At 44.8% G+C, this 20539-nt stretch carries 24 protein-coding genes; 9 read left to right on the top strand and 15 right to left on the bottom strand.

From position 1 onward, the window contains the following. Positions 1 to 36 precede the first annotated feature (36 nt). From R7F67_RS07265 to pncB, 4 genes are all read right to left on the bottom strand, one after another. Complete coding sequence (locus tag R7F67_RS07265) at positions 37 to 816, bottom strand: methyltransferase domain-containing protein (RefSeq protein WP_318057126.1); 780 nt, start codon at positions 814 to 816, stop codon at positions 37 to 39. A 170-nt stretch (positions 817 to 986) separates the two neighbouring features. Continuing rightward, complete coding sequence (locus R7F67_RS07260; protein WP_005373945.1) at positions 987 to 1505, bottom strand: glycine zipper 2TM domain-containing protein; 519 nt, start codon at positions 1503 to 1505, stop codon at positions 987 to 989. Between the two features lie 214 nt (positions 1506 to 1719). Then, positions 1720 to 2079 (bottom strand): hypothetical protein, encoded by a 360-nt coding sequence (locus R7F67_RS07255; RefSeq protein WP_005373947.1) that lies wholly within the window; start codon positions 2077 to 2079, stop codon positions 1720 to 1722. Positions 2080 to 2399: 320 nt separating this feature from the next. Further along, positions 2400 to 3710, bottom strand: a complete 1311-nt coding sequence (gene pncB / locus R7F67_RS07250; protein ID WP_025998656.1) for a nicotinate phosphoribosyltransferase — start codon at positions 3708 to 3710, stop codon at positions 2400 to 2402. A gap of 298 nt (positions 3711 to 4008) precedes the next feature. Here pncB and R7F67_RS07245 point away from each other — a divergent pair, with 298 nt between their 5' ends. From R7F67_RS07245 to R7F67_RS07230, 4 genes are all read left to right on the top strand, one after another. Continuing rightward, the gene (locus R7F67_RS07245; protein WP_318057125.1) at positions 4009 to 4734 is read left to right on the top strand and encodes an NUDIX domain-containing protein; all 726 of its coding nucleotides are present in this window, start codon (positions 4009 to 4011) and stop codon (positions 4732 to 4734) included. A 32-nt stretch (positions 4735 to 4766) separates the two neighbouring features. Continuing rightward, a complete protein-coding gene (locus R7F67_RS07240; protein WP_213905988.1) occupies positions 4767 to 5420 on the top strand; it encodes an isochorismatase family protein in 654 nt (217 codons plus the stop codon). 29 nt (positions 5421 to 5449) lie between these two features. Further along, a complete protein-coding gene (locus R7F67_RS07235) occupies positions 5450 to 5806 on the top strand; it encodes a VOC family protein (protein ID WP_042523322.1) in 357 nt (118 codons plus the stop codon). 154 nt (positions 5807 to 5960) lie between these two features. Further along, positions 5961 to 6854 (top strand): DMT family transporter, encoded by an 894-nt coding sequence (locus R7F67_RS07230; RefSeq protein ID WP_005373960.1) that lies wholly within the window; start codon positions 5961 to 5963, stop codon positions 6852 to 6854. On the opposite strand, the gene R7F67_RS07225 is transcribed toward R7F67_RS07230, so the two are convergent. Beyond that, on the bottom strand, positions 6855 to 7595 hold the full coding sequence (locus R7F67_RS07225) for a DNA-binding transcriptional regulator YciT (RefSeq protein ID WP_054865466.1): 741 nt from the start codon (positions 7593 to 7595) through the stop codon (positions 6855 to 6857). 217 nt (positions 7596 to 7812) lie between these two features. Between R7F67_RS07225 and R7F67_RS07220 the strand changes: the two genes are divergently transcribed. Further along, entirely contained in the window at positions 7813 to 8292 is a 480-nt protein-coding gene (locus R7F67_RS07220) for a peptide-methionine (S)-S-oxide reductase (protein ID WP_318057124.1), read from the top strand. A gap of 38 nt (positions 8293 to 8330) precedes the next feature. On the opposite strand, the gene R7F67_RS07215 is transcribed toward R7F67_RS07220, so the two are convergent. The 4 genes from R7F67_RS07215 to R7F67_RS07200 form a co-directional block, all read right to left on the bottom strand. After that, positions 8331 to 9386, bottom strand: coding sequence for an NAD(P)H-dependent flavin oxidoreductase (locus R7F67_RS07215; protein WP_170893082.1), 1056 nt, complete (start codon positions 9384 to 9386; stop codon positions 8331 to 8333). Between the two features lie 187 nt (positions 9387 to 9573). Beyond that, entirely contained in the window at positions 9574 to 10977 is a 1404-nt protein-coding gene (gene eat / locus R7F67_RS07210; RefSeq protein ID WP_005373969.1) for an ethanolamine permease, read from the bottom strand. A gap of 11 nt (positions 10978 to 10988) precedes the next feature. Then, positions 10989 to 11873 (bottom strand): ethanolamine ammonia-lyase subunit EutC, encoded by an 885-nt coding sequence (eutC, locus tag R7F67_RS07205; protein ID WP_170893081.1) that lies wholly within the window; start codon positions 11871 to 11873, stop codon positions 10989 to 10991. Then, positions 11866 to 13278, bottom strand: coding sequence for an ethanolamine ammonia-lyase subunit EutB (locus R7F67_RS07200; protein WP_005388715.1), 1413 nt, complete (start codon positions 13276 to 13278; stop codon positions 11866 to 11868). The genes eutC and R7F67_RS07200 overlap by 8 nt, the downstream gene beginning before the upstream one ends. Before the next feature lie 184 nt (positions 13279 to 13462). Between R7F67_RS07200 and R7F67_RS07195 the strand changes: the two genes are divergently transcribed. Beyond that, positions 13463 to 14413 carry a helix-turn-helix domain-containing protein gene (locus tag R7F67_RS07195; protein WP_238854798.1) on the top strand — a complete coding sequence of 317 codons (951 nt, stop codon included), beginning with the start codon at positions 13463 to 13465 and terminating at the stop codon, positions 14411 to 14413. 44 nt (positions 14414 to 14457) lie between these two features. Here the strand turns inward: R7F67_RS07195 and R7F67_RS07190 are convergent, their stop codons facing one another. Beyond that, a complete protein-coding gene (locus tag R7F67_RS07190; protein WP_170893079.1) occupies positions 14458 to 14985 on the bottom strand; it encodes a TetR/AcrR family transcriptional regulator in 528 nt (175 codons plus the stop codon). Positions 14986 to 15107: 122 nt separating this feature from the next. Here R7F67_RS07190 and R7F67_RS07185 point away from each other — a divergent pair, with 122 nt between their 5' ends. After that, the gene (locus tag R7F67_RS07185) at positions 15108 to 15329 is read left to right on the top strand and encodes a hypothetical protein (RefSeq protein ID WP_017635120.1); all 222 of its coding nucleotides are present in this window, start codon (positions 15108 to 15110) and stop codon (positions 15327 to 15329) included. A 98-nt stretch (positions 15330 to 15427) separates the two neighbouring features. On the opposite strand, the gene R7F67_RS07180 is transcribed toward R7F67_RS07185, so the two are convergent. Together R7F67_RS07180 and R7F67_RS07175 are read right to left on the bottom strand one after the other, a co-directional pair. Then, on the bottom strand, positions 15428 to 15799 hold the full coding sequence (locus R7F67_RS07180; RefSeq protein ID WP_005373979.1) for a VOC family protein: 372 nt from the start codon (positions 15797 to 15799) through the stop codon (positions 15428 to 15430). A 59-nt stretch (positions 15800 to 15858) separates the two neighbouring features. Continuing rightward, positions 15859 to 16749: a LysR family transcriptional regulator gene (locus tag R7F67_RS07175; RefSeq protein WP_017819777.1), complete on the bottom strand. Its 891-nt coding sequence runs from the start codon at positions 16747 to 16749 to the stop codon at positions 15859 to 15861. A gap of 109 nt (positions 16750 to 16858) precedes the next feature. Between R7F67_RS07175 and R7F67_RS07170 the strand changes: the two genes are divergently transcribed. After that, positions 16859 to 17470 (top strand): LysE family translocator, encoded by a 612-nt coding sequence (locus R7F67_RS07170; protein ID WP_318057123.1) that lies wholly within the window; start codon positions 16859 to 16861, stop codon positions 17468 to 17470. Positions 17471 to 17601: 131 nt separating this feature from the next. Here the strand turns inward: R7F67_RS07170 and R7F67_RS07165 are convergent, their stop codons facing one another. The 3 genes from R7F67_RS07165 to R7F67_RS07155 form a co-directional block, all read right to left on the bottom strand. Continuing rightward, positions 17602 to 17811, bottom strand: a complete 210-nt coding sequence (locus tag R7F67_RS07165) for a hypothetical protein (protein WP_005373984.1) — start codon at positions 17809 to 17811, stop codon at positions 17602 to 17604. Between the two features lie 105 nt (positions 17812 to 17916). After that, positions 17917 to 19515 carry a chaperonin GroEL gene (groL, locus tag R7F67_RS07160; protein WP_005388702.1) on the bottom strand — a complete coding sequence of 533 codons (1599 nt, stop codon included), beginning with the start codon at positions 19513 to 19515 and terminating at the stop codon, positions 17917 to 17919. Positions 19516 to 19548: 33 nt separating this feature from the next. Then, on the bottom strand, positions 19549 to 19839 hold the full coding sequence (locus tag R7F67_RS07155; protein WP_005373989.1) for a co-chaperone GroES: 291 nt from the start codon (positions 19837 to 19839) through the stop codon (positions 19549 to 19551). 267 nt (positions 19840 to 20106) lie between these two features. Here R7F67_RS07155 and R7F67_RS07150 point away from each other — a divergent pair, with 267 nt between their 5' ends. Further along, complete coding sequence (locus tag R7F67_RS07150) at positions 20107 to 20457, top strand: rhodanese-like domain-containing protein (protein ID WP_042523331.1); 351 nt, start codon at positions 20107 to 20109, stop codon at positions 20455 to 20457. Positions 20458 to 20539: the final 82 nt, after the last annotated feature.

The raw sequence follows: 20539 nt of genomic DNA, 5'->3' as shown, positions 1-20539 counted from the left end.
AAACCGAGCCGTAAGTGCTCGGTTTTTTATGTGGCTCTAATCGTTTTTTACGTAAGCGACTACGTGAGATAAAAACTGCCTTGCAAAGCGATCATTAAACCGGATGCGATATTCATGCTCGGCTTCCGACACTAGACGCCAGCCTTCAGCAAAGTATTCTTTGATATCATCAACCGCCTCTTCTTTATTTTTGATGTGTTTCGCGTTCCACTGATAAGTGCAAGAGACAACGATCAGCCCACCCACCTTGGTGGTTTTTTTTAGAGCATTGATCACGCTAAGTGGCGACTCACATTGATCAATCACATTTAAACATACGACTAAATCAAAGCGAGATTGGAGAGTATCAAGCTCAAAAGGCTGGTTAATTAGCGTCAAATCAACATGAGCACATTTCTGTTCGATATCTCTATTCTCTACCTCTAAAGTGTTTAAGGTGTTCACATCGTGAAGGTAAGTAAGCTCGACGCGTTGTTCTTCTATTAATAGTTGCTTCAAGCCATCCATTAACCTATTTGAAGGCTCCACAAGCGTCGCTTCTCTAAGGTTAGGTAAGCGTTGCACTAACTCATAATAATTTCTTCCCAGCGCCGCCCCAACCTCAAGTAGGGAATACGGCTGAACGCTGCTTTCGATTACCGCCTGCGCAATAAAATCAGCAACTTGGGAGCAGTGAGGTGATGACAAAAAAGAAAGTGGGACTTGTTTTGAGCGACTGGTTATCATCTCAATCTGTTGAGCCTCAATGAACTTGTCGAACCATTGCGCTTCGAAATAACCAGCCAAACCGTGCTCGGTCAGGTAAAAATCTTCCATGTTTTTTCCGTTCGTACTTTAAGAAAAGTGATTGTATCGAACGCGGAAATTAACGGGTATTTCTGGCCGCACATTCCAATGGGAAAACAGATGAAAACGCCGCTTATGTGAAAAAGCCCTTTCATCTCAAAGATAAAAGGGCTTGTTAATCGCTTCGGTTAAGTCGCTAACTATTGTGGTAGAACAACGTTACCATCTTGAATTGGGAACGTTTTTGTCGCTGGCTTGCTCGCCAAACGAACCGTCGTTGGTGCACCTGAAACTTCGTAAGTGACGTCGTAACCCACTACTTTATCAGATGTCGTATATTCTGTATGACACTGTTTTTTCGTCGTTGTTACTACATCACCTTTTTGCACATTTTCCTGGATCTTACGACCTGTCAGTGCACCAGCAATCGTACCAGCTGCAGTTGCAATCACTTTACCTGAGCCACCACCGATTTGGTTGCCCAGCGCTGCTCCAGCTGCTGCGCCACCAACCGTACCAATAATTTTATTGTCATCCGCAGGGGCAACTTGCTCGGTTACTACCACGTCTTTACATACTTGGTGCGGCTTTTTCACCGTTTCAGTCACCGCTTCAACCAAAGTAATGTTTGCTTGAGTTGGAGCTGGTGGCGTTTTGTCTTTACAGCCTGCTAGTACAGCAACAACTGCCGTTGCAATTGCGATAGATTTCATATTCATGATTTACATCCCAGTATGGTTTGCTTTGATGAGCGTTATGGTAAATCGCAAAAGGGAAATCACATCAGACGAAAACAAACCCTCTGTCATTAACAAGTAAAGAAACACTGTTTTATAAAAGATACGTCAAGAAACACTCAGCAACGTGTCAACAGAGCTAAAACTGTATCACTACTGATTATGATTGGGCTGAACTAGTCTATGAGATTTATTTTTAAGCCAAGCTCAAAAATAGTTCGTCATCCGTTAAATACTTATGACGGTGGCTTAGATTACGCACGTGCATAAACATAAAATCAGGGAAACCAGGCGCTATAATGTTATTTGGTTCCCAGCATACACCGCCAACAAACACATATCGCCCCTGCTTGTCATCTTCGTGAAGGGGGTTATTAAGAGGAGAAGAAAACTCTGCTCGGCAACCTTCAACCACACAAACAATTTGTCCTTTAAAAAGGCCAATCACGCGCTTTACAAGATTTGCCTTGATACCACACTTCCATGCTTGGCGAGTAGCCATCTCATAGCCATATTTTCGGATCGCTTTCTTTTGCAAATGTACTACTAGGTTCATTTTGACTCCTGATTCAAGCAACTACGTGAAGCCCAAAGCCATAAAAGCAGATAGACGTCTATACCCGAGTGAGCTCATGGTACGTGGGAATAAACTACGTGATTAGACTGAGTTTAGTGTCGGATGAGATACACCGTCCACGATGCTGTAACGTATCGATTTACATCAATCAAAGGCAGATAACACATCAACTTTTGAGTGCTTTCCTGCGCTGTATCTGGTTACTTCTGTATATTACTATAACGAAATCACCCTCCACGTTTACCTATATAAATTTGTCGTAACGATAGAGGGTGCTTATCAAGGAGAGAGGATAACGCCTACACGTCGATGAGATAATTTTGACCTTCAGTTTCTAAACGATCAATCATTTTACGACACTCATTTAAATCAAGAGGTTGTTCAAAGCGGCGCTTGAGATTCATCAAAAAGAAGATATCTTCACACATGGCTTTCTCAGGTTCGTCACTGATTTTGGCGACCGGTGAACCATTGCACGTGACCATTTTTATCACGATAGAAAGTGGCTGGTAGGCGTCACCATCTTTATTGACATAATCACCCATATCATTGGCAAGAAAAGTACCGATACCAAAACTCACCTGAATACGTCCTTGGAAATACTCGCAAATATCTAACGCTTGTTCGAAGTTAAGTCCGTCGGTAAACACCAGTGTTTTTGTTAATGGGTCTATATTCAGCGACTGGTAGTGTGCAATCATTTTTTCACCCCAGCTATAAGGGCAACCACTATCGTGACGTACACCGAAGTACGCGTTACTTAGTTCTTCATCAAAGTCTTTAAGAAAAGCATCGATACCAATCGTATCGGTTAACGCAATACCTAGTGCACCATTAAACATTTTTTGCCAACGTTGCAACGCCACTTTTTGCGAATCTCGCACATTCACCAGAGCTTGGTGTCCCATAAACCATTCATGAGCAACCGTGCCGATAGGCGTCAAGTTTAGCTCTTTTGCTAAGTGATAGTTGCTTGTTCCTGTCAAACATTCCGGCACTTCCTGGCACAAATATTCCAGCATAGTGCGCTGAGCTTGAAAGGAAAAACGTCGACGCGTCGACATGTCAGAAAATTTAAAGTTAGTAATGTTACGACGTTTTAGTTCCGACTTTAGGTGTCGAACTTTCTCTTCTAAAACAGTGGTAAATTGCGCAACAGGGATATCTGACCAACGCTGACGGCTACGAACTTCAGACACGATGCTCATGATGATCGTTTCGTACAAGATGGTGTCTCGCCACAAACCGTTAATGGTAATTCTTAACTGGCTTGAGCCATCAGCCATGGCTTTGTTATGGAAAGAGACATCGCTTTGTGGGTTGAAACGGAAATGGCGCAGTGCATCAACAAAGTCAGGATTCAGGTAAGGCGCGACACGCTTAATATATTCAATTTCTTCTTGCGTAAATTGAATATCTTGCAGTTTAAGGACTTCGGCTTTTACCTCGGGCAAAAGCTCAGAGAGGTCTTCCTCACTGCGCACGATAAACTTATATGACACCATCGCATCAGGGTAAAGCGCTGTTACAGCGCTCATCATATTGACTTTGTAGACATCGAAATCCAAAGCACTTTGAATGATGCGGGAAGAAAATAGTTTGGTGGTCATTAGGTGCCCTTCTACATGCCCTTCCTGGGTATATAACTTTTTGTTACTAACTAATTTGCGTAAACAATAAACACCCATCTATAGTTTGTCAACTTTTGTTACTAACCACTCATTTTTATAAGGTTTTTTTGTCTAGAATTCGAGCAAGCATTGTGAATAAGTCAGAGTCATCCGTAAATTTATGCTCAAACCGTATTACGAACACTACCAAAAACGTTTCTAACAACTCGTTACTTACCCATTGATTGACCACTTGTTATGCGCTAGATTACTTACAAATCAATATTAGGACCCAACCATGATCGTATCTGTCGACATTATTCCATTCAAGCTATCTGGCTGTGCCGATAAGGGATTGGAAGTGTTGTTGATTAAACGTTCAAATCCAAATCGGCCATACCATGGAGTCTGGGCACTACCGGGCGGATTTGTCTTTGATAAAGACTTAACCAGTGAAGGCGGACGCCCGGCCGATGAAAACTTTGAAGCGGCGCGTCGCCGAATTTGCCGTGAGAAAATCCATACCTACCCTCGCCATTTTAGCGAAGCGTTTATCGACGGTGATCCAAAGCGCGATCCAGAAGACTGGAGCTTAAACATTACGCACTACGCCTTAGTTGATCGTAACAATGTAGAGCAAATAAATAATGCAGGTGTACCGGAATGCCAACTTAAATGGTTTTCGCTACAGGCTATTCTCAATGGAGAAGAAACCCTCGCATTTGATCATCAAAAAACCATTGAAAAAGCGTGGCAAAAGCTTCGTGCATCCATTGAATACACATCGGTTCTTTTGTTTGCATTAGACAAAGAGTTTTTGGTTGCGGACATCATTTCTGCTTATCAAGAGTTTGGTATTGATATCAGCCGAATGACGATTAAGCGCCGCTTGATAGATTCAGGCGTACTAAAACCCACTAATAAAGTCGCTTCAACCAACAAAGGCAAAGGTGGAAAACCCGCAATGGTATATACGCTGACTAGCGACGAAGTAACCTTTTTTCAAAACTGTTTGCGTGGATAAACGCAGACAATCAGACAGACAAGGAGTCTGCCATGACTGTTCGAGTAAACTATCAAACTACAGCAGTGATCGACGTTGATCCAGAGAAAGGCTTTAGTGAGTTATGTCCAAATGAACTGCCCGTTGCAGGTGCGTTGGACATCGTACCGGAGCTTTTGAACAATCATGCCAAAGGCCGATTAAAACTGGTCAGTCGTGACTTACACCCACCAAAAGCAAAGTGGGATGCAGAATCGCCATCCAATATGCTTGAGCCCGTTGGTTTACCGAATGTGGATATAAAGTGGAACCGTCACTGTGTGCTTGGCACAACAGGTTCTGAGCTGCTAGATGGCTTACCACCCGTGTTGGACTATGATTTTCAAGTTAATAAAGGTATGGATCCTGACGCACACCCTTACGGTATTTTTTTCCATGATATTGCCGACACCAAAACGACAGGCGCGCATGAATTTCTAAAGTTCAACGGGATTGATACCTTAGTTATAGGTGGCCTTGCCTTAGACTTTTGCGTGAAAAAATCCGTCATGCAAGCGCTGGAACTTGGCTACAATGTGGTAGTTAATCTTGCTTCAACTCGTGCGGTGCTGCCTGATAATGTAGAGAATGTGCTGACAGAGCTCAGAGATAATGGCGCATTATTTGTCGAAAAAGCGGACGACATCATCGTAGAAAAGTTCGCCTAGAAACGATAGTAACCGAGAAGGGTTTCACCATGCATCAACATGAAAAATTGAATTACGTTGAATTTGGTTCCACTAATGTCAGTGCGACCAAACAATTTTTTGAGCGTGCTTTTGACTGGAGCTTTACCGATTATGGTCCAGAATATTCTGCATTTTCAGGACAAGGGTTGGATGGCGGATTCTTCAAATCTGAGTTTATAAACCAAACCGCAAATGGTGGCGCACTTTTAGTATTTTATAGCTCAGACATTCAGGCCACTCAGACAAAAGTAGAGCAGCATGGTGGAAAAATTATCCGCCCTATTTTCGAATTCCCCGGCGGCTGTCGATTCCACTTCACTGAACCGAGTGGAAATGAATTCGCAGTATGGTCAGAGAGCCATTAAGTGATCACAAATCAACAACAAACCATCAACGTGAGCCCAAGCTAGCCAGATCCGGAACTGGCATTACATTTCTGGTTGACCTCATCCTTGGTTTAATTCACTGTTAGCGCAACAATTAATCGATGAGGCGCTAGACCTCGACCAAGGATGTCAAATGACTGCCGTCAGTTTTTTTCGCTTACTCTGCCTCGCTGCTATTTGGGGTGGCTCGTTTCTGTTTATGCGAGTCGCCGCCAACACATTCGGGCCGGCTTACTTAATCGAATTTCGAGTTACATTTGCCGCCGTCGCTTTGTTATTGATCGCCGTATATTTGAAGAAGAAACTCACGTTAACTGCGCATACTAAACACTTCTTTATTATTGGCTTATTCAATAGCGCAGTTCCATTTTTACTCTTTGCGTACGCAGCCCAGACACTGAATGCATCAACTTTAGCAATATTGAACTCAACCGCCCCAATATGGGGAGCACTAGTTGGCTTTGTTTGGTACCGCAGCCCACTCACAGCGAAATCTGTTCTCGGTATGCTAATAGGCATAGGAGGCGTTGCAGTCTTGGTCGGCTTAGATACTTCAACCATAGGTGAAGAAGCCATGCTCCCTATTGCCGCCAGTTTGATGGCTTCTTTCAGCTATGGCATTGCTACCAACTACACTAAAAATGCGCCACAAGTACCTGCTTTTGACAATGCTCACGGCAGCATGTGGGCGGCGGTTATTTGGGTACTGCCGCTGCTACCATTCTTACCAATGCGTGCAGAACCAAGTCATTTCGAATGGAGCTCTGTTGTCACGCTCGGCGTTGTATGCACAGGGTTCGCTTATTTGCTCTATTTCCGCTTAGTTTCTGATATCGGCCCAGCGTCAGCACTGACTGTCACTTTTCTTGTTCCTGTTTTTGGTATCTTATGGGGCTACTTGGTGCTAGATGAGCCCGTCGGCTCTAACACCATCATAGGAACAATTCTAGTGCTTAGCGGCACTATGCTAGTCACCGGTTTCTCCCCAACAGCAATGCTCGCGAAGCGAAAACGAAGCGTGGCTTAATCAGCCTAATATAACTTCCACACCTCGCTTTTTGATTTGTTCAAGGTCGCTTTTCGGAGCGGCTTTGTCAGTCAGCAGCACTGATATTTCGTCAGTCTTACCAATTGATGAGGGATAAATTTGCCCAAATTTACTAGAATCCGTTAGAACAATATTGCGCCTTTTTTTCGCAATGATGGTTTCTGCGATCTCAGCACGCATCATGTCGCGGCTAGTAAAGCCAGTGTCTTGATGGAAGCCGTCAATACCCAAGAAGGCTGTGCTGAAATGAATGTTCTCAATACACAACTTAGTCAGCGGTCCGACCAAGCTCTCGCCTTGGTGCTGATACACGCCACCAAGCAAGATAATGTTGGCAGAAGTGTTACGGATGAGATGGGCGATATACGCCGATGGCGTAATGATGGTCACATCGCCGCGCTCAGCCAAAGTCCGAGCCAACAACGCATTGGCACTGCCCCCTTCAATCAGCACTGTCTCATTCGATGCGACCAAATCCGCAGCTTGGTTTGCGAGCGATTGTTTAATATCGAAACGAACTTCCAGGCGGGCATCAATGTCATCACTTTGCAACGCGGTAGCTGCGCCGTGAACGCGCTTTAGGTAGCCCTGTTGCTCCAGAAAGTTCAAATCCTGTCTGATGGTCACGCCCGACACGCCAATGATGTCAGAAAGCTCCGTGACTTGAACGCGTTTACGGTCGTTCACTAATTGCAGAATTTCATTTTGTCTTGGGTTCACAGATTCGCTCCTTATTGATGAGCTTACAGTATACTCACCTGATGTTTCATATGAAAAGAACTTGAAAGTAAAAAGGAAAAAGCACGTGGTCTGATTAGCCAAGCTGCACCTTGCGAATATCGCTCCCATCAACAGATAATAGGGCAACGAAAATGGGATGGAAGAAGAGGGGTTAGCTCCCTACATCCCAACAACGGTAAAGACTAGGATAAAAGTGATGGAAGAAATTTACTTCGCTGGCGGCTGCCTTTGGGGCGTGCAAGAATTTATGCGCCACCTTCCGGGCGTAATCAACACAGAAGCAGGGCGAGCAAATGGCACAACGGATAACACTCAATCCGAATACGATGGCTACGCAGAGTGCGTGAAAACCCAGTTCGACCCTGAGCAAGTTTCGGTTGAAACTTTAATGGGGTATTTGTTTGAGATAATCGACCCTTACAGCGTTAACAAGCAAGGTGAAGACGTAGGTAAGAAGTACCGTACTGGTGTTTATTGCCAAAACGAACAGCATCTCACCATCGCGAAAGCGTTTATCGCAGCGCGACCGGACGCCGACAAGATCGCCGTAGAAGTACTGCCACTTACAAATTATGTGCCAAGTGATGATGAGCACCAAGACAGACTCACAAACTTTCCGAATGATTACTGCCACATCCCATTAGATTTACTACATAAATACAGGGATAACTCGTAACCATTCAGTCAGCATCGCTTTAAAAGGCAAGATGCATATCAGTTTAAATCGATGCCTTCCACTAATGACAATGTCATTTCTGCCGCCGATATTTCCTTACAACCCGACGAGTTTTGTCCGCACCACAACGGTGTGAATTCATCTCGGTTTTGCTTTTCCATAAGCGCTCTTAGTTGAGCCATTTCAATGGAGGCGTATGGGAATTTCGGCGCAAACTCACTGATGTAGCCTAGCTCCGACATCGCGCGATTCACAATGCCTCTCGCTGGTCGGCCCGAGAAAACATTGGTCACAGCGGTATGTTGCGCGCGTTCACTGGCAATGGCATATCGATGTAAAGACGATGTTTTCGCCTCATCACACAACAAATAGGCGCTGCCAACTTGAACGGCACTCGCTCCTAATCTCAACGCGGCTTCCACCCCACTTCTATCAGCGATTCCGCCTGCAGCAATAACAGGCAAATTCACCCGTTTGGCGATTTGTGGTAATAACGCCATCAAACTTAATTGAGTAGTTAAATCATCCGATAAAAACATACCTCGGTGTCCACCAGCCTCCAAGCCTTGGGCGATAATACCGTCAACGCCTTTTGCTTCTAGCCAAAGTGCTTCGTCCACCGTAGTCGCTGACGAAAGGATCTTCCCTCCCCACCCTCTAATTCGAGCTAACAGATCATCGTCTGGCAAACCAAAGTGGAAACTGATCACTGGCGGTGCAAATGGTTCAATCGCATCAGCAATATCATAATTGAAAGGCATCCTTGTCGGAGCGTTTGGCTGAGCCTGAACGGTTGCATCAACCTCGGAAAAATACGGTTGCAGCGTTTTTTGCCACTCTTCGTGCTTGTTGGCGTCATACTCCGGCATTTCATGGCAAAAGAAATTGAGGTTAAACGGTCGGTTAGTTGCCTGCTTGATAAGTTGAAGTTCTTTTACGATGGCGTCTTTGTTCAGCATTCCACAAGGTAACGAGCCAAGCCCGCCAACATTACTGACGGCTATGGTCATTTGGCTGTCTTGCACACCGGCCATTGGCGCTTGAATAATCGGTAACTCTGTTCCCAAAAGTGTATTAAATACCTTGTTTATCATGCTCTTTCCTTGAAAACTTAACCTTTACCTGTGATGGATCTGCGCCATCGTTATCCAGACTAGACTTTCACATGATTAACCGCTTATAAAGTTAAAGTGATGCATTTGTGCGCTATGCACTTTTGATAGAAATGACAAAGGGAGCCTATGGCTCCCTTAATATGCTGAATAACAAGAATCAAAGTGACTATCGTACGACATCTGATTCAAGCTCTAGCTCTGCTACAGACAGCATGGCAAACTCTTCCTCGGCGGTTGCTGCCACCAGTTTGTTGCGGCTGTATAACCCATAATAAACACCACCGATAAGAAACAATCCCATTGTCATGAAAAAGGCTGAGGGATCAAAAGCATAAACACCTGTCATTGCGATCAAAGAAAGCACCAGAGAAATACTCGACGTAATTATCCCACCAGGCGTTTTATATGGACGAGTTAATTCCGGCTGTTTAATTCGCAATAAAATATGGCTCAAGGACATTAATGCGTACGATACAGTCGCACCGACAACAGCCATCGCCAAGATTAAGTCCCCCTCACCCGTAAGTGAAACCAAGAACCCAAAAACGCCCGGAACCAAAAGCGCACGAGAAGGCACTTTTTTGTCACTGGTTAATGACAAAGTTTGCGGTAAATAACCCGCGCGGGAAAGCGCAAACACCAAGCGACTGTAACCATAAATGATTGAAAAGAAAGAAGCGATAAGGCCAGCCAATCCAAGTAAGTTCACGGCCATTGCTACCGTTGAATTGCCCGTAAGCTTTAGGGCGTCAACTAATGGCACCGCGCTATCGCCTATGACCTTTGAGCCAACCGCACCAGCCAAAAGGACGACTACGAGAGTTGCGGTTAGCAATAAAAACAGCATCGCACCAATGATGCCTTTGGGAACATCTTTTGCCGGATTTTTTGCCTCCTCTGCCGCTAAAGGCACACCTTCAACCGCAAGAAACAACCACATTGCAAATGGCAACGCAGCCCATACGCCATACCACCCAAACGGCAAGATTTCTGTTGCCTGAGCCGTCGCCGGAGCAATATCGAATAAGTTATTAACGTCAAAGTGACCAATAAGCACAGCAGCAGTAATGAGAATAGCTAGCACAGCCAAACCGCTGATGACCATCATTACTTTGAGAGCTTCGCCAACCCCTGCCATATGAATAGCGATAAAGACGGCGTAGAAAAGTGCGTAAACAACAGGGCCATCGATACCAACCAATTCATTCACTGCTGAGCCAATAAAAATCACTATCGCAGCAGGCGCGAGCGCATATTCAATCAAAACTGATAAGCCAGTGAAAAAGCCACCTGTCGGCCCCATCGCCTGTCTTGCGAAGCTGTAACCACCACCCGCAGCAGGAATAGCCGCAGACATTTCAGCTAAAGACAATACTAGCGTGAAATACATTACTGCCATCGCGATAGCAGCAATAAGAAAGCCTCCCCATCCTGCTTGAGCGATACCAAAGTTCCAACCGGCGAAGTCACCAGATATAACATACGAGACACCTAAGCCAGCAAGTAAGATCCAACCTGCGGTGCCTCTTTTTAGCTGCCTTTTGGCCAAGTACTCCTGATGTTTAGACATAGTAAATCCTTCTACTTTGATGAAATTAAAAAGTTGTCGCTGTGTTTATCTTCAACACTTGCGCCACTTGGCTCATTGATATCGGAGCGATCTTTCAGATTCACTCCTGACAGTTGGAATTTTCGAGCCTCCTTGAGCAAGTAAAATGCGCGTTCACAGGCATCGTCATAGTTGAGCCCCTGAGGGCGCACATTGGAAATGCAGTTTCTTTGGGAATCTTTAGAGCCTCGTTTAGCCCCCCAAGTGAGATACATACCCATGCTATCCGGAGAAGTTAGACCGGGTCTCTCTCCAATTAAAACCAGCACGGCCTTGGCGTTAAAACATTCACCAACATCATCCCCTACCGCTACTCTTCCTTGCTTTACGATTGTGATAGGTGCGAATTTCCATTGATGTTCATCATCAGCGCTTAAAAGAGAAATCAATCGAGTAACAACAGGCACGGCATGGTTTTGAATTGCGACGGAAGAAAGTCCATCAGCAATAACAATCGCAAGATCAATGTCAGTGTTATGCTCATTTGCTATCAAGTTGAGCGTTTGCCAAGAAGATTCATCGAGTTGCCTTCCTAAATCGGGCCTTTGCAGGTACATAAGCCGATCACTTACTCGGCTGCTCACTACCACTGGAGGCTCTAAGGTATTTTCAAGAATCGAGTAAGAGTCCGACAAACCAGCAACGAGAGACTCAATATTCAAACTGCAATGCACTGCATCCATAGCTTGGGCATGATCCAGCTGAAATGAGAGTAACTCGTTGGTTGGTACACTGTTCCCGCTACGACCCAGAGCGATCCGAGCAGAGGTGAAGTCACGTAACTTGCCCCACGGGTTGTATGTGACAACTTCAGACTCATCTTGTGGGGACTGAGCAATGGTGATTACTTTACCCATGAGAATACCCCTTATTCAGTTGGTTAATTGCTCCCGAAAACGAGCGAGAGATTTGCTCACTTAACCGAACGTCTTGCACGCTCTCGAAAATCTGCATCTCCATTAACCATTGTTCGAACTCTGGTGCTGGCTTCAAACCGAGTACTTTTCTTGCGTAAAGGGCATCGTGAAATGAGGTAGTTTGATAATTGAGCATGATGTCATCAGACCCTGGAATACCCATGATGAACGAGCACTCGGCCACACCTAATAGTGTCAGCAAGTTATCCATGTCATTCTGATCGGCATAGGCATGATTGGTGTAACAGATATCGCAACCCATAGGTAAACCAAGCAACTTCCCACAGAAATGATCTTCAAGCCCAGCACGAATAATTTGCTTGCCATCAAACAGATACTCAGGGCCAATAAACCCAACGACAGTATTAACCAACAAAGGATCGAACTGTTTCGCGACAGCATAAGCGCGGGCTTCACAAGTCTGTTGATCGACCCCATGAAATGCATTCGCAGACAGCGCTGTACCTTGTCCGGTCTCAAAATACATCACATTGTTTCCTACACTGCCTCGATTCAAAGACAACGCGGCTTCATGGGCCTCTTTCAAAATCGACAAGTCGATTCCGAAGGTATCATTCGTCCCTTGCGTGCCGCCTATCGACTGAAAAACGAGATCGACTGGTGCACCCATTTCAATGGCTTCGATCGTGTTCGTGACATGAGTTAACACACAAGACTGAGTCGGTATTTGATAGTGTTGAATCACCTCATCCATTAAGTTCATTAACTTAATAGCTTGAGGTACATTATCTGTTGCCGGATTGATACCGATAACCGCATCGCCATTTCCGTACATCAGACCATCAAAAATGGTCGCTGCGATACCGTTGAGAGAATCAGTGGGATGATTCGGCTGTAAGCGAGTAGACAGGCGACTCGGCAAACCAATCGTATTCCGAAAAGCCGTGACAACTTGGCATTTTTTAGCAACGAGAATCAAATCCTGGTTGCGCATAATCTTACTGACTGCGGCCACCATTTCTGGTGTTAAACCTTGACGAATTTTAGCCAACGTTTCACCATCGGCTTCTTCACTCAGCAGCCAATTTCGAAAATCTCCGACCGTCAAGTGCTCAATCGGCTTAAAGGCTTCAAGGTCATGCGTATCGATAATTAGGCGAGTGATATCGTCGCTTTCGTATGGAATAACCGCCTCGTTAAGAAACGTTTTAAGTGGTAACTCAGACAGCGCCATTTGTGCGACTACACGTTCTGCCGCTGACTGAGCACAAACCCCGGCTAACGCATCGCCTGAGCGCTCCGGTGTCGCTTTCGCCATCAAGTCAGCTAATGACTTAAAGGTATAGACTTTACTTCCTTGTTGCCGACGATAAGTTGCCGTCATTGCTCTTCCTCTTCACTATTTGGTTCGCTTTTTGCTGAACTATCAATAAGCTTTAAGAAAGTATTGCCAAATGTGTTCCGTAGCGTTATCAAAAACTGGCAACATTTATAAACCAATAATAAACAATGAGTTATGTAAATACTGCTCCAACATGACTCACAAAAAAGGAATGAGCATCACAAGGATGAGTAACCAAATGCCCCAAACTGCACCAATGCTGTGCATCCATCACACTAAGGATGCAAACCAACAAGCTGCGAGTCTGATAAACTGGCAACAGGAATATGACCAACTCAGCGATGGCCGATTTTTAGGTCAAATTCGAGAACGACGATTTCCCAATTTCCATGTATTTCGTGAAGACAGTAACCGCTCGCTAAGACAGCAATGCAGGGTTGAAGAGGGAGGTATTTGGTTGGGTTTGAGTGCGGAAAATAAGCCGCTACACCTAAATCACAGTCAGTTTAATTCACGCCAACTTTTGCTTAGGCAAGGTGGCGCTGATTTTGAGTTAATGACACCGGAGCAGTTTTCTATCTATGGAATAGTGCTCGACAAAAACTTCGTTCACATCATAGAAAATCAACTTGAGCTTGGGAGTATCCAAAACAACACATTACACTTAACGGGTTTGACGGAAAAACACATTCAACAACTTAAATACTACTTAGGCATGTTACTTGGTTCCGCCGAACCAAGATGGTCTGAAACCACACATCAAGCAATCTTAAAAGATATTGTGCTGGAGCTGTTCTCACTCAGTTCACTGCACACGAGCCATCCGATATCAATCTCTCATCGTCAACACGTGATGCACCGTATAAAACAACAGCTACAGGATCTAGACTACCGTACACCGATAACCGTCAGTGAACTGTGTGATGCAGTACACGTCAGTCGTCGCACACTACAGTACACCTTTGAACATTGCTGTAATACTTCCCCAAAGCAGTTCATACATCGAATGCGCCTGAATCAAGTACGTAGAGTGCTACAAAGCCCTGAAGATAATCGAACAATTGCAGAAATCGCTTTTGACTTTGGTTTTTTCCATCTCGGGCAGTTCAGTCAAAGCTACAAGCGGCTATTTGGTGAGACACCAACTGAAACGAGAAAATGGGAGTCCAGCAAATAAGATGACAGGCAGTATATTCTTTCAGATCCTGCGTTGGGGCCATGTTATGCAGTCGCAATGATTTGCTGAAACTTAGCATGAAGCTCTTCAAGTGCCGCTTCAACATCCGGTTCTGCACGGCTCAAGTGCGAGATTAACGTCATAAAATAGCAGTCAAAAATCAGCAGTATTTTTCCCTCAAGGACGGAGCTTCCGTTTACAGATTGAAACAAAGCTTGGTTAAACGACTGATAATAATCCAAATCCCAAATCACCTCTTTCAACAAAGCTCGGCTCAGCTCAACGTTCGCAAAATAGTAGCGATAGTATTTCTCCGTCAGCGCCAAACCAATGTCGATATCGGTTTTACCTTCCACACTGACTAGCGTTTCTTGGCTGATCTGTTGCAGTTGCGCCAGCATCCCTTCGCGCAAAATCGACAGTTTAGTCGGGAAATGGCTAAACACTGTGCCATCGGCTACTCCTGCTGCTCTCGCTATCTGCCTTGTGGTCGTCATGTCATAGCCATTTTGAGCAAAAGATGCCCATGCGGCTTTTAGAATTTTATCTCTGGTCTGTTGTCGCTTCGTCATTGATGTGTCTGCTTAATGAGCCTGAAAGGATCATACCTTGCGTGGTTGAGATTGACAAATTGAGCGCGCTCATTTATAAAATTGATCGCGCTCATTTTATATAAAAACAAAAGGAATCGCTCATGTACGTATTAAACAAACTAGGCCAAGGATTGATTTTCTTCCCGACCATCTTCTGCTTTTCGTATATTTTAAGACCGATATTAATGGTCATCCTTATTCCAGGAGGACTCGCACTTTTGGCGTTAATCGGTGGCGCAGAAGTCAGAGCAGAACTCAAAGCCATGCTGCTTGAGGAGTTTTTTGGCGTTAGCCCATCGCACACCACCTCGAAAAAGGCGTGAGTGCGCTACAAACGTTGGCAAGGCTAAGTAAAAAAGAAAACGCGCAGATATCGAGATCTCAATACCTGCGCGTAGATGTGGTGAAAATAAGACTGGCGTTAGTCAGTATTCATGTTCTGGCCAATTCGCCATAAAACGCCACTAGGGTCAAACAAACAACATTCGCGCATGCCCCAAGGTTGCTCGACCAGCTCAGTCAAACGCGAACCAAATTCTTCATGACCCACTTTGGATAAGTGCTGATGCCAGCTTTCTGCGTCTTCTACGAGCAAGTGCATCATGAAGTTATTGCCGTGTTCTGGCTCATAAAAATTCTGTAAAAGAAACGCGCAGCTACCTTGAGAGAAATATGCTACATCACCGAAGTCCGATGCCATTTCAAAGCCAATCGCCTCATAAAAACGTTTTGATAGCGCGTAATCTTTCGCCGGAACAAATGATTTGATTTCAACAATATTGAGGTTTTCCATTTCCAATTTCCTAAGCCTTTTTCCATAAAACTGACTGACGTAATCTCGCTCTATGCCTTCTATTCGCCTTGCGTAATCTGCTGTGATGACAGTGGCACACACTCTGCCATTTGCGTTTGTAACCACGTGATAAATTTATGTTCGAGTTCTGTACGCTTTTTATCTTGACTCAATAAAACGTAATTGCAACTTGATGGAGAAAACCCAAATGGTGCGACCAAATTACCACGCTTAATATCGTCCATGACAAAAGGATACGATCCCATTGCGACGCCTAAGCCATCCACCGCTGCTTGTATGCAAAAATAAAAATGCGTGAATGATTGCTGAGTGTTGCCGTTGAAAGTTTCACAACGTGTTGATTGCTGCCAATCCGCCCAAGCATTCGGTCTGGTTTGGCTATTCAACAATCGAGCTGCTTTCAAATTGTCTTTAATGGATTGCCAATACTCAGGAGAAAATACCGGCCCCACCCACTCTTCCACAAGAATGGTTTTGTCGTAATCGTGATGCTGCGCAAAATCGTCTCGACGAATCGCCATCGAAAGCCCAGTTGATCCTAATGTTACCGGGCCACCAGCCGTCGACAAACGAACATCAGCACGGTGTTCATCATTAAACGCGGCCAACCTTGGCATCAACCAGCGCATGGTTAATGTCGGTTCACAAGACACTTCAAGATGCTGATGCTTCTCTTGCATAAGCGTATTCACGCCTTTTTCTAGCGTTTGGAATGCCGTTTCTGTGTATGTCTTGAGTAATTCGCCTTCTGCCGTCAACACGACTTTCCTGCCCTCTTTGAAGAACAAAGGTTGAGACAGATATTGCTCAAGTTGCTTGATCTGCTTACTCACGGCTCCGTGGGTAATGTTCAGTTTGTCAGCCGCTTCAGTGTAGCTTGAAGAGCTCGCCGCAACGTGGAATACATAAAAAGATTTCAGGTGACGCATCTGTGAGTTTTTCTCACCAATATGGGAATATTTTTCGATTATAGTCAGTAATAAAGACGCCTACAATTCCGCTACATCCCAGACTTCATCATTCAAACAGGAAATCGATATGGAATTTGTAACTCTTGCGTTATTAGGTGTGCTTATTGTTATTAGCCCTGGCGCAGACTTTGTTTTGGTATTAAGAAATAGCTTAAATCAAGGACGAAAAGCAGGCGTGTACAGTGCGATTGGTATCAGCATGGCGATCAGCATCCACATCGCTTACTCCATGCTGGGGATCAGTTACTTAATTTCACAAAATGAATGGTTGTTTATTCTCGTGCGCTATCTTGGGGCCGCTTATCTTGTCTACCTTGGGATTAAAGGAATATTCTCCTCGCAACCTGCATCAAACTCAGAAACCGTTCAACAGAGCGAGTATTCAATGTGGCGATTTTTCATGCAGGGATTTCTGTGTAATTTACTCAATCCCAAGACGATGCTGTTTTTTCTGAGTATTTTTAGCCAAGTGATTTCTCCCGACTCTAGTCAGCAACACATCGCCTTGTTCTACGGGATTTATATGATTGCGCTGCATGGTATTTGGTTTTCTATCGTTGCTGTTTTATTCACGTCACCCCAGCTACAAGCTTTCTTGTTGAAGATTAAGCATCGACTCAATCAAGCATGTGGGGCGGGATTGATCATTTTCGGCGCAATGCTGGGCTTAAAGGTGTAGTACGCTTGCGGTCCGATTACCCCAGTTCAAATTGATCATTGAACAAGTGGCAGCAATCAAATAAAAATCAACATTATCAATACTTTAAATTAGAAAAAAACAGCCAACGTGCGCTGGCTGTTTCGATACAGTTAATGGATGACCCGAGCGTCCCCTTTAAATAACTGAGACAGATCGATAGTGAATATCGTCACTGTCGGACGTTTAGGCAGAGCATTTTCGATTGAAAACTCTGGCCCAGCTGGAACGAGGGGGAAGTGAATAGCAGTCGGCCACGTTGACGAAGCTTCATTACCGCCCGGCTCAGATATTGAGAAAGAAAACGCAGGTAAACGGGTCATAACACTTACCTCAAATGACTGATTAGCGGGCTCAAGCGAGCCCGCTTAGGTTTTGCAATATTATTGTTATTTTAACGCTTACTTAATCACTAACGATTGATGACGTTAGATATCAAGTTCTTTGTCTTCAACGTGGTTGGTGATCATCGCTTCAGTGGTGATCATCAAGCCAGCAACAGACGCTGCGAATTGAAGCGCTGAACGTGTTACTTTCGCAGGGTCCAAGATGCCCATTTCGATCATGTTGCCGTATTCACCTGTTGCAGCGTTGTAACCGTAATCGGCATCACCCGCTTTAACAGCGTTCGCCACAACAGAAGCTTCGTCACCTGCGTTAGTTGCGATTTGACGAAGAGGCTCTTCCATTGCACGTAGCGCAACTCGGATACCCACGTTTTGGTCATCATTGTCGCCTTTTAGATCCGCCAATTCTTTCGCGATCTTAGTTAGGGCAACACCACCACCAGCAACAATACCTTCTTCAACCGCTGCGCGGGTAGCGTGTAGCGCATCGTCCACGCGGTCTTTCTTCTCTTTCATCTCAACTTCGGTTGCAGCGCCGATCTTGATCACCGCTACGCCGCCAGAAAGCTTCGCAACACGTTGTTGAAGCTTATCTTTGTCGTATTGAGAAGTGGTTGTTTCGATTTGTTTTTCAATCGAAGCCACACGATCAGCAATCGCGCTTGCTTCTGCTGCACCACCCACAATGGTTGTTGTGTCTTTGGTGATGGTAACTTTCTTCGCACTACCTAGTTGCTCTAACGTTGCTTTTTCGAGCTCTAGGCCGATTTCTTCAGAGATGACCGTACCAGCAGTTAGTACCGCAATGTCTTCCATCATCGCTTTACGGTTGTCACCAAAGCCAGGCGCTTTCACCGCGGTCGCACGCACGATGCCGCGCATGTTGTTCACAACCAATGTCGCTAGCGCTTCACCTTCGATGTCTTCAGCAATGATCAATAGCGAGCGAGAAGATTTCGCCACTTCTTCTAGTACAGGCAATAGCTCGCGGATGCTGCTGACTTTTTTGTCCACCAATAGGATGTAAGGGTTGTCTAGCTCGACGCTGCCATTTTCTTGGTTAGTGATGAAGTATGGCGACAAGTAACCGCGGTCAAATTGCATACCTTCAACCACAGACAGTTCGTTGTTTAGACCTTGGCCCTCTTCCACCGTAATCACGCCATTGCGACCCACTTTTTCCATCGCTTCTGCAATGATTTCACCGATCGCGCGATCGCTGTTTGCAGAAATGCTACCCACTTGGGTGATGGATTCTTTGTCACTGCATGGCTTAGACATTTCACGTAGTTTCTCAACCGCCGCTTCAGTGGCTTTGTCGATACCACGTTTTAGGTCCATTGGGTTCATGCCAGAGGCTACCGCTTTAAGACCTTCATTGATGAAAGATTGCGCCAGTACGGTAGCCGTCGTTGTACCGTCACCCGCTTCATCATTCGCTTTGGACGCCACTTGTTTCACCATTTGTGCGCCCATGTTTTCGAACTTATCTTTCAGTTCGATTTCTTTCGCTACAGACACGCCATCTTTGGTGATGGTTGGCGCGCCGTAAGATTTATCAAGCACAACGTTGCGGCCTTTCGGGCCTAGTGTCACTTTTACTGCGTCCGCCAGTAAGTTCACACCTTTCAGCATTTTTTGACGTGCGTCATTAGCAAATAATACGTCTTTTGCAGCCATGGTTATCTCCTCAAAAAACTACTACAAAAATAATTACTCAACGATTGCTAACACATCAGATTCGGACAGAATTAAGTATTCTGCGCCGTCAATTTTCTCGGTTTTCACGCCGTAACCGTCATTGAAAATGATTTGGTCGCCCACTTTGACTTCCATCGCAGCGCGTTCGCCATTTTCAAGACGTTTACCTAAACCAACAGCAATGACTTTCCCGCGGTTTGATTTTTTCACCGACTGAGAAGTTAAAACGATTCCCCCTTCAGATTTATTTTCCACCTCTTGTCTTTCAACAATTAGCTTGTCATTTAAAGGACGAATTTTCATTTTTAAGTGCCTCCTACTTGGAACCAAAAATAAAAGACAAAATAAACATCAAGATGGATTTGCGAGTCGACAGCTCGCTTTCGATGAAAATAATAAGGTCGAAAAATTAGAGTTCAAGAGGTGAATTTGATAAAAATTTTTTATTAAATTAAATAAAATTTTCTATCGAATTATCGCATTCACAACTACTTAGCATCTCTTTATGATGGAAAATATGCTCAATCAAATCTAGAGTGGTTACGTACTCTTAAAAAGGATAATCAAACAATGAAAAAGGCCGTATCTCTATTTCTTGCAACGTTGTGCGTTGGCTTCCTCTCCCCCAACGTGTCGGCTTCTGAACGCGCTGAACAAGGGTGGCAATTGATTGACAAGGGCGCGATGATTGTCGATGTGCGTACGCCGCAAGAGTTTTCTGAAGGGCATTTGGATAATGCCGTCAACTTCCCTTTATCTGAACTTGATAAACATTTTCAAGACGTCGATAAAGATCAAGCTATCGTGTTGTACTGTCGCAGTGGTAACCGCTCTGGCAAAGCGTATCAATACTTACAAACGCAAGGCTTTACGAATCTGCACAATGCAGGTGGCTTAGAAGAACTACAAGACGCCAGATAGTCGTCTCCGTTCTAATATACAAAGTAAAAGCGCAGAGCGTGTCGCAAGCGTATTGTAACGCGCTCTGTTTCTAAATACTTAT

This window comes from Vibrio sp. YT-17 (assembly GCF_033337375.1).
Taxonomy (GTDB): domain Bacteria; phylum Pseudomonadota; class Gammaproteobacteria; order Enterobacterales; family Vibrionaceae; genus Vibrio; species Vibrio alginolyticus.
This window is presented reverse-complemented; position numbering and strand designations above follow the sequence as displayed.